This window comes from Zavarzinia sp. (assembly GCF_049306435.1).
Taxonomy (GTDB): domain Bacteria; phylum Pseudomonadota; class Alphaproteobacteria; order Zavarziniales; family Zavarziniaceae; genus Zavarzinia.
In genome coordinates this window covers 1-8,888 of the sequence record NZ_JBAQRT010000142.1, presented here as the reverse complement: position 1 = coordinate 8,888, position 8,888 = coordinate 1, and the positions used below count along the sequence as shown (strand labels likewise).

Sequence of the window (8,888 nt, the reverse complement as noted above, 5' to 3'; positions counted from 1 at the left end):
GTGCCAGGCGGCGCGGTCGATCGGCCGGGGCGTGCCGTCCGGTCCCGCCTCGGTCGCGCAGCGCTCGATCAGGGCCTCGGGCGCGCCCTTGACGAAGAGCATGGTCTCGCCCGAGGGACCGTCGTGCAGCGTCGCCATGAAGCGGTAGCGGGCATCGAAGGGCAACTCGCGGCCGCGTGGCCAGTCCCGGCGCAAGGTTTCGATATCGAGGCCGGCCTTGCCGGCGAGGGCGATCAGCGCCCCTTCCATCGGATCGCCCTCGACGTGCCAGGCGGCGCCGTCGTGATGGAGATGGGCGTCATTGCACAGGACGCCGGCCCGCAGCAGCGACAGGATATCGTCGGCCCCGACGCCATCGGGGCTGACCAGGCGGCCCTCGGGGGCATAACCGGCCCCCTCGGCGACGAGACCGCCGGCCGAGGTCAGGACCTGTCGGGCGGTCATTTCATTGCGGGTCAGCGTGCCCGTCTTGTCGGTGCAGATGACCGAGGTCGCGCCCAGGGTCTCGACAGCGGGCAGGCGGCGGACGACGGCCTTTCGCCTCGCCATGCGCTGCACGCCGATGGCGAGGGTGATGGTCATCACCGCCGGCAGCCCCTCGGGGATCACGCCCACCGCGAGGGCGACGACGGCGATCAGCGCGTCGCTCCACGGATAGCTCCGAACGAGCACGGCAAAGGCGAACAGGGCGATGGAGACCAGGCCGATGACGATGGTCAGACGGCGGCCGAAACTGTCCATCTGGCGCAGCAGGGGGGTGGTCAGGGGTTCGACCTTGCCGATCAGCGTGCTGATGTGGCCGATCTCGGTCCGGCTGCCGGTGGCGACGACGATGCCCCGACCCTGGCCGACGGCGACCATCGTGCCGGAAAAGGCCATCGAATGCCGCTCGCCCAGGGAGGCTGCTTCGGTGGCGGCCAGCTCGGACTTGGCCGAAGCCACGGATTCGCCGGTCAACAGCGCTTCGTCGACCAGCAGCGCGCTGGCCCTGGTCAGGCGAAGGTCGGCCGGCACCCGGTCGCCCGCTTCGATCAGCACGATGTCGCCGGGCACCAGATCGGCGACGGCGATGCCCTGGCGGGTGCCGCCGCGCAGGACATTGGCGCGCGGGCTGACCATGGCGGCGATGGCGGCCAGGGCCTTTTCCGCCTTGCCTTCCTGCAGGAAACCGACCACCGCGTTGATCACGGTGACCGCCATGATGACGCCGGCATCGACCAGATGGCCGATGGCGGCGGCGGCCACCGCGGAGGCCAGCAGGAAATAGATCAGCGCGTTGTTGAACTGGCCAAGGAAGCGCAGGACCGGGCTGGTGCTCTTGCCGGCGGCCAGGCTGTTGGGGCCATGTTCCGTCAGCCGGCGGGCCGCCTCCTCGGGGCCGAGGCCGTCCGGCCCGCTGTCCAGATGCCGGTAGACCTCGGCAATGGGCCGCGCGTGCCAGTTCTCGACCATAAGCAAAACCTCCAAGCCTCAAGGGGCCAGCCTATCAGCCTTTTCGCCAGTGGGGGTTGCGCAGAATCAAGTCAACGCCCGGCGAAGTCCCCGGGTCGCTTTTCGAAGAAGGCCGAAATGGCCTCGCCATGATCTTCCGTGTGCTGGGCCAGGGCCTGGAAGGCGGCGGACAATTCCAGCACCGTCTCGTAGGGCGCCCGCTCACCCTCGCGCAGCAGGCGCTTGGTCAGGCGCAGCACGTCGGGCGGCTGGGCGGATATCGCCCGGGCCATGGCCATGGCCTCGTCCTGCAGGACATCGTCGGCGACCACTTTCGAGACGAGGCCCCAGTCGAGCGCGGTGCCCGCGTCGATCACCTCGCCGGTGAAGAACATCTGCGAGGCCCGCGCCTGGCCGATCAGCCGGGGCAGGATATAGGCGCCGCCGTCGCCGGGCACGAGGCCGAGCTTCAGGAAGGAGACGGCGAATTTGGCCGAGGCGGCGGCGATGCGGATATCGGCGAGACAGGCGAGGCCGCAGCCCTGGCCGATGGCGGGGCCGTTCACCGCCGCGATCACCGGCACTTCGAGATTGCGCAGGGCCTGCGCCAGGGTCTGCACCGTGCGGCGGTAGGTATCGCGCATCTCGCGCGGGCTGCCGCCGAACAGGCCGTGTTTCTCGCGCATGTCCTTGACGTTGCCGCCGGCGGCGAAAGCCTGGCCCGCCCCGGTCAGGATGACGGCGCGCAAGCCCCGGTCGGCCTGCGCCCGGCGCAGCAGGCCGACGAAATGGTCCAGCTCCTCGACGCTGCCGAGGGCGTTCCGCGTCTCAGGCCGGTTCATGACGAGGCGGAGGACATGGCCGTCCTGCTGCCACAGCACTGCGTCGCTCATCGTGTCTCTTCCCTAGATCAGCGGCCCGTCGAAACGCAGGATGTGGATCGCGCTGCGGGCGCCCTTGATGCCGAAATCATCGTCGTCGATCACGACGAGGGTGCGCTCGTCGAACCAGGACAGGCCCTCGATCTTCGCCGGCAGGCCGTCTTCCCTGTCGGAATCGAGGATCAGTCGTTTCGAGAGCACGGGCACCTCCTGCCGGCGCAGGTGCCGGCCATCGGTTTCCTCGAGCGTCGGGCGGCGCTCGAGGTCGAGCCAGGCCGGGTCCAGCCGCTCGTCCGCCATCAGGCGGACATGGAAGATCTTCGAGCCATTCTCCACCCGCTCGACCACCAGGAGGTCGTAGGGACTGACCGAGGTCATGTCGCCGATCTTCACGTCGCGGCGCTCCGCGTTGCGGTCGGCGCGGAAGGCGGCGGGCCGCTCCAGCCGGTAGAGATGGCAGCATTCGATCTCGCGCTTCTTCACGTCGAAAGTGACGAGGCGGATGTTGCGGGACCACAGCGCGACCTCCCGTCCCGGATGGGCCAGGGCGCTCTGGGTCATGAAATGCAGGAAGCGGCCATCGGGTGAAATCGTCAGGCCCTCGAAGCCCCGGTTCAGCCGGCGTTTCGCGAAAACCTCGGGCAGGCGCTCGCGCACCGGATAGGGCGCCTTGCGGTAATGGCGGCCGGTGCCCTTGGGCACGATCCGCTCGATCACCGCGCCGTCGGCCCCGACATGGATAAGACTGGGGCCATATTCCTCGCCGACCCAGAAGGTGCCATCGGGCGCGGCCGCGACGGATTCCGTATCGACGCCGCCGGGGTCGGGCGGCAGCGGCAGGCCCGCCCCGTCGAAAGCCTGTTCGATCGCGTCCTCGCCCTCTTCCCTCGGGTTGGGCAGGCCGGTCAGGGGGGCGCTGGCGGCATCATGCAGGCCGATGCGCGCGGCGAGGCGGACCCGGGTCGCGGCGATCTCGATGGCGACGATGGAGGGCTGGAACGCGGGCTGAAGGAAGATCTTCGCCTCGCCATCGCCGGCGCACATCACGTCCGCGCCCCGGCCGAGGATCGCCGTAGCCTCGTCGCAAGGCACGTTCGGCCCCCGGTCGGTGACGGCGTAGAGCCGGCCGGGCGGATCGCCCGGGCGCCGCGACAGGCCGGAGCCGATGCCAAGCGACAGGCGCAGTTCGGTCTCGCCGACCTGGACCTTGCCGAGGTCGAAGGGCCGGATGGGCAGAGAGATCCGGCGGATTTCAGTCAGCCGTGCGGCCATGGCGACTCAGCTCTCCCCTTGTTCTTCGTTCCGCGCGCTGTCGTGCCAGCGCCGCAGGATCAGCCGGCTGGCGAGGCTGAGCAAGCCGAATATGGCGATGCCGGCGACGGCGATCAGCGCGAGGGCCGCGAACATGCGCGGCACGTTCAGGCGCTGCCCCGCCTCGATGATGCGCCAGGCAAGGCCGGTCGCCCCGCCCGCCGTGGTCGAGGAGACGAATTCGGCGACCACCGCCCCGATCAGGGCCAGCCCCCCGGCGATGCGCAGGCCCCCGAGGTAATAGGGCAGCGCCGACGGCAGTTGCAGCAGCCACAGGACCTGCCAGCGCGAGGCGCCCTGCAGGCGGAACAGATCCTCCAGCCCGCGATCGACCGAGCGCAGGCCGAGCATGGCATTGGACAGCACCGGGAAGAAGGCGACGATGGTGGCGCAGACCAGCATCACCATGAACGGGTCCTCGACATAGATGAGGATCAGCGGCGCGATGGCGACGATGGGCGTCACCTGCAGGATGACGGCGTAAGGGTAGAGACTGCGCTCGATCCAGCGGCTCTGCCGGAACAGGACGGCAAGGCCGAGGCCGGCGATCGCCGAAGTCAGCAGCGCGGCGAATGTGATCTTCAGGGTGACATAGAGCGAGAGGGCGAGGATCGCCCGGTCATGCCACAGGCTGGCGCCGATCGCGCTCGGCGCCGGCAATATATAGGGCGGCAGGTCGTTGACCCGGACCAGGAGTTCCCAGCCCGACAGGACGAGGACGGCGACCAGCAGCGGCGCGATACGGGCGGCGAGGGGCTTCATGTGGGGAGCCTCGCCACACTCTCGTCGTTCCGGCGAAGGCCGGAACCTCGAGACGGAGGGGCGCCCTTGCCGGCTCCAGATCCCGGCCTTCGCCGGGATGACGCGGGGTTGGATGGTAAAAGGATCGCCGCCCGCCTCACGCCGAAAGCTCCATCGCGCGGGCGAGGCTGGCGGAGGCTTCGGCGCATTGGCGAGCGTAGGCGGGGCTGGCGCGGAAGGCGGCGCCTTCCTCGCGGGCGATCGCCCGGATGTCGGCGACATGGCCCGGCCGTCCGCTCATGACCGCGATCCGATCGGAGAGATAGACGCTCTCGAACACGCTGTGGGTGACGAAAATGACGGCGAGGTTTTTGCGCCGGCACAGCGCGCGCAATTCATCGTCGAGGCGAAGACGGGTGATTTCGTCAAGCGCGGCGAAGGGTTCGTCCATCAGCAGGATTTGAGGATCGCCGACGAAGGCGCGGGCGATCGAGGCCCGCATCCGCATCCCGCCCGACAATTCGCGCGGCACCGCCGCCTCGAAACCATCAAGGCCAACGAGGGCGATCGCCTCGCGTGCCGCGGCGTGGCGTTCGGCGCGGCCCCTGCCGGCGAGGCGAAGCGGCAGCGCGATATTGTCGATCACGCTGGCCCAGGGCATCAGGGTCGCGTCCTGGAAGACGACACCGATGCGGGGACGGGGGCCATTCCAGTCGATGCGGCCCGCTGTCGGCCGGTCGAGGCCCATGACGAGGCGGAGCAGGGTGGACTTGCCGCAGCCCGAAGGCCCGAGGATCGACAGGAACTCCCCGGGCTCCAGCGTCAGGTCGACCCCCGCGAGGGCGGTGGTGCCGCTGGCGAAGCGATGGCCGACCCCCTCGATGCGCAAGAGGCTCAATGCAGGCCGACGCCCTTGTTCACGAAATCGAGCGTATAGGCGCGCTTGAGGTCGAGGGTGGCGGGATAGATCCCGGCAGCGACCGTGTCGTCGAAGAAGGATTTCCAGCGCGCGTCGGTCATGGCGCCGATGCCGAGGGTGAGGGCATCGCCCGATTCGGCGATGCCATGTTCGTTCAGCACCTTGATGGCATAGGCGATCTGGTCGTCGGTCATCTCGGGGTTCGCCGCCTTGATCAGGGCGTTGCCGGCCGCCGGATCCCCATGCAGGTAATTCTTCCAGCCGATGATGGTGGCGTCGACGAAGCGCTGGACGAGGTCCGGGTTCTTGTCCAGCAGGTCCTGCCGCGCCTCGATCGTCGTCGAATAGGTGTTGTCGCCGTAATCGGCCAGCAGCAGCACGACAGGCTTGATCCCCGCCTGCGCCACCGTATAGGGCTCGGACGAGAGGTAACCCTGCATGATCATTTTCTTGTCGGCGAGGAAGGGCGCGGCCGAGAAATTATAGGGCCGGATCTGGTCGTCGGTCAGGCCTTGCGTGCGCTTCATCCACAGCCAGAAGGTCTGCAGCGCATCCTTGGACAGAAGGATCGGCCGGCCTTTCAGGGATTTCAGGTCGGTGACGCCCGTGTCCGGGTGCGCGATCATCACCCGGGGCTCCTTCTGGAAGATGGAGGCGATAGCGCGCACGGGGATGTCGTTCTCGACATAGTTCAGGGCGCCGTAACTCTCGCCGCCCATGTTGAAATCGATCTTGCCGGCGGCCAGCAGCAGGGCATGATTCACCTGCGGGCCGCCCATGCGGATCTCGACATCGAGGCCGTATTTCGCGTAGGTGCCGTCGGCGACCGCCTGGTAGAAGCCGCCATGTTCGGCCTGGGCCAGCCAGTTGGTGCCGAAAACCACCTTGTCCCGCCCGAGGGCGGGGGTCGCCGCCGCAACGAGACCCAGAACAAGTGCCGCGAGCCGCCTGATCATCGCCAACCTCCAAGGGAACCGGGGAAGCAGGATAAGCCGCGAGGGACGGCTGGCAAGGCCTGATGGCGGGCGGCGGTCAGCGCTCGGTCAGTTTCAGCTCGATCCGGCGGTTGCGGGCGAGGGACTCGGGACCGCCGCTTGTATCGAGCGGCTGGAATTCGCCGAAACCGGTGGCGGCCACCCGCTCGGGCGGGATGCCCTGCGCGATCAGGAATTTGGCGACGGCGACGGCGCGGCCGGTCGACAATTCCCAGTTCGACGGATAGAGCGGCGAATTGATGATCGGGGTTACATCGGTATGGCCGTCGACCCGCAGGATCCAGGGCAGCTCGGTCGGGATCTGCGCCATGATCTCCTTCAGGGTCGCGGCGAAACGCGCCAGCGTCTCCTGCCCGCCGGGGCCGATCTCGGCCGAGCCGGAGGCGAAGAGCACTTCCGACTGGAAGACGAAACGGTCGCCGACGATGCGAACGTCCTGGCGCTCGCCCAGAACCTCGCGCAGGCGGCCGAAGAATTCGGAACGGTAGCGGGCCAATTCCTCGACCTTGCTGGCGAGGGCGAGATTGAGGCGCCGGCCGAGATCGGCGATCACCGCCTGGGATTCCCGGTCCTTCACGTCCGACTGGTCGAGCAGGGCGGCGATTTCCGTCAGCTGCTGGCGCAATTCCGCGATCTGGCGGTTGAGGAGATCGACCTGGGCCTGGGCATCGGCGCTCAGCGCCTTCTCGCGGTCGAGTTCGGCCGAAAGCTGGCTTGCCTGCGCTTCGAGGCCGGTCGCCTTGTCGCCCTGGGCCGCCAGCTGGTCGCGCAGCTGGTCCCTCTCCTTCGTCGCGCTTTCGACACCGGACGACAGGCTGGAGACGGACAGGCGCAGTTCGGCATTGGCCTGGCGCTCCAGCGCCAGAAGATCGGTCAGGTCGGCGATCTGGCTGTTCAGCCGGGCCAGCGCCTCGTCCCGGCCGGACAGCGCCTGGCCGAGGAAGAATTGCGCCAGCATGAAGACCGACAGCAGGAAGCTGATCGCCAGCAGCAGCGTGGTCAGCGCGTCGACGAAGCCGGGCCAGATGTCCGGCCCGCCCCGGTCGCGGAAGCGGCGGCTGCGCGACGCCATCAGCGCTCGCCCGCGTCGATCGCCGCGATGGTGCGGGTCAGGATCTTCACCTGCGCCGCCACTTCGTCCAGCCCGGCGCGCTGGCCTTCGGCGACGCGGGTGATGCCGGCATCGATATTACGCAAATGCGCCCGGCTGGCGTCGTCGAGCGCGGTCGCGCCCTGCATCTGGGCGATGCGGGACAGGGCCGGTTTCAGCTCCATCTGCGCCTCGGCGATGCGCACCATCAATTCCTGCTCGGCCCGCATCTGGGTCGCCAGGGTGGCCAGGCGCTCGGTCAGGTTCAGCAGGGCGTCATTGGCGGTCGCGCGGTTTTCCTCGGCATGGGCCATGGTCCGTTGCAGGCGGTCGAGGCTTTCCGCCGTGGTTTCCAGCAGGGCCGCGACATAGGCCGGCACGCCGCCGCCGGTCTCGCCTTCCATGCCGGTGCCGCCGAGGCGGGTGTTGGCGGTCAGGTAATCCTCGACCTCGCCGAGGAAGCGGCCTTGCGCCTGGCTGGCCTGAAGTTCGAGAAAGCCGAGGATGAGCGAGCCCGACAGGCCGAAGAGCGACGACGAGAAAGAGGTGCCCATGCCCTGCAGCGGGGCTTCGAGGCCGCGCTTCAACTCGCCGAACATCGCCGTGAAATCGCCGCCGCCGGCGATGTTCAGGTTGCGGATGGCGTCACCAATGGCCGACACCGTCGACAGCAAACCCCAGAAGGTGCCGAGCAGGCCGAGGAAGATCAGCACCGAGACGAGATAGCGGCCGATTTCCCGCTTCTCGTCCAGCCGCGAGGCGAGGCCGTCGACCAGGGCGCGGGTCGCGGTCGGGCCCAGCTGCCAGCGGATGCTGCGCTTTTCCGTCATGGTCGCGGCGATGGGGCCCAGAAGATCGGGCGGCGGCGCGGTCGCCAGGTTGGGATCCTGGCGCACCAGACGCTCGAACCACTGGCCCTCGGGGCGCAGCAGCAGGACCTGACGCAGCATGTAGACGATGCCGAGCAGAAGAACCGAAATGATCACCGCGTTCAGCGGCACATTGGTCATGAAGAAACTGATCGCCCGGCCCAGCAGCACGATCACCAGAACGGCGATGGCCAGCAGGAACAGCGTCATGCGCAACAGATAGCGATCAGGTTTCATCGGTCCTTGTCCCTGTTAAGCCGGGATCGGCCAACCACCGACGCGATCAGGGCATGATGGCGATATCGACCCCATCGGCCACCGGCGCGTCGTCGGCCATGCCGACGGCCCGCATGTCGATGCGGCTGGCGGCTACGCCGTGTTCGATCAGATAGGTGCGGACAGCGAGAACACGCTGGCGGGCCAGCCGGCGCGCGCCGGTCGCGGTGTCATTGGTGCCGCTGGCGAAGCCGCGCAGCAGGACCCGGCCCTCGGGCGACTGCAGCCGGGTCGCCGCGCCATCGAGCGCCGCGCGGGCGGCATCGTCCAGCACGTCGCTGCTGGTGGCGAAGGGAATGCTGCCCACGGGCTTGGCAACGCTGGGCAGACCGCCGGTGCCGGCCCTGTCCGGCGAAGCCGGGGCGACGGGAGCGA

At 68.6% G+C, this 8,888-nt stretch carries 9 protein-coding genes; all 9 read right to left on the bottom strand.

Annotated elements, in window-relative coordinates:
• Positions 1–1,452, bottom strand: a 1,452-nt coding sequence (locus WAZ62_RS07740; RefSeq protein ID WP_422642943.1) for a cation-translocating P-type ATPase, incomplete at its 3' end; no start/stop codon positions are given.
• 71 nt (positions 1,453–1,523) lie between these two features.
• Entirely contained in the window at positions 1,524–2,324 is an 801-nt protein-coding gene (locus WAZ62_RS07735; RefSeq protein ID WP_422642942.1) for a crotonase/enoyl-CoA hydratase family protein, read from the bottom strand.
• Between the two features lie 12 nt (positions 2,325–2,336).
• Positions 2,337–3,584 (bottom strand): esterase-like activity of phytase family protein, encoded by a 1,248-nt coding sequence (locus WAZ62_RS07730; RefSeq protein ID WP_422642941.1) that lies wholly within the window; start codon positions 3,582–3,584, stop codon positions 2,337–2,339.
• Positions 3,585–3,590: 6 nt separating this feature from the next.
• Entirely contained in the window at positions 3,591–4,385 is a 795-nt protein-coding gene (locus tag WAZ62_RS07725) for an ABC transporter permease (RefSeq protein WP_422642940.1), read from the bottom strand.
• Between the two features lie 136 nt (positions 4,386–4,521).
• Positions 4,522–5,262 (bottom strand): ABC transporter ATP-binding protein, encoded by a 741-nt coding sequence (locus tag WAZ62_RS07720; protein ID WP_422642939.1) that lies wholly within the window; start codon positions 5,260–5,262, stop codon positions 4,522–4,524.
• Positions 5,259–6,239, bottom strand: a complete 981-nt coding sequence (locus WAZ62_RS07715) for an ABC transporter substrate-binding protein (protein WP_422642938.1) — start codon at positions 6,237–6,239, stop codon at positions 5,259–5,261. The genes WAZ62_RS07720 and WAZ62_RS07715 overlap by 4 nt, the downstream gene beginning before the upstream one ends.
• A 76-nt stretch (positions 6,240–6,315) precedes the next feature.
• Positions 6,316–7,350, bottom strand: coding sequence for a peptidoglycan -binding protein (locus WAZ62_RS07710; RefSeq protein WP_422642937.1), 1,035 nt, complete (start codon positions 7,348–7,350; stop codon positions 6,316–6,318).
• Complete coding sequence (locus WAZ62_RS07705) at positions 7,350–8,474, bottom strand: flagellar motor protein MotA (RefSeq protein ID WP_422642936.1); 1,125 nt, start codon at positions 8,472–8,474, stop codon at positions 7,350–7,352. Before WAZ62_RS07705 ends, WAZ62_RS07710 begins: the two co-directional genes overlap by 1 nt.
• A 46-nt stretch (positions 8,475–8,520) precedes the next feature.
• The coding region (locus WAZ62_RS07700; protein ID WP_422642935.1) for an OmpA family protein at positions 8,521–8,888 on the bottom strand (368 nt) is incomplete at its 5' end.

Excerpts from the sequence above, each read along its gene's own strand:
- WAZ62_RS07710 (WP_422642937.1), bottom strand. The coding sequence starts at position 7,350 with ATGGCGTCGCGCAGCCGCCGCTTCCGCGACCGGGGCGGGCCGGACATC.
- WAZ62_RS07705 (WP_422642936.1), bottom strand. The coding sequence starts at position 8,474 with ATGAAACCTGATCGCTATCTGTTGCGCATGACGCTGTTCCTGCTGGCC.
- WAZ62_RS07715 (WP_422642938.1), bottom strand. The coding sequence starts at position 6,239 with ATGATCAGGCGGCTCGCGGCACTTGTTCTGGGTCTCGTTGCGGCGGCG.
- WAZ62_RS07735 (WP_422642942.1), bottom strand. The coding sequence starts at position 2,324 with ATGAGCGACGCAGTGCTGTGGCAGCAGGACGGCCATGTCCTCCGCCTC.
- WAZ62_RS07725 (WP_422642940.1), bottom strand. The coding sequence starts at position 4,385 with ATGAAGCCCCTCGCCGCCCGTATCGCGCCGCTGCTGGTCGCCGTCCTC.
- WAZ62_RS07730 (WP_422642941.1), bottom strand. The coding sequence starts at position 3,584 with ATGGCCGCACGGCTGACTGAAATCCGCCGGATCTCTCTGCCCATCCGG.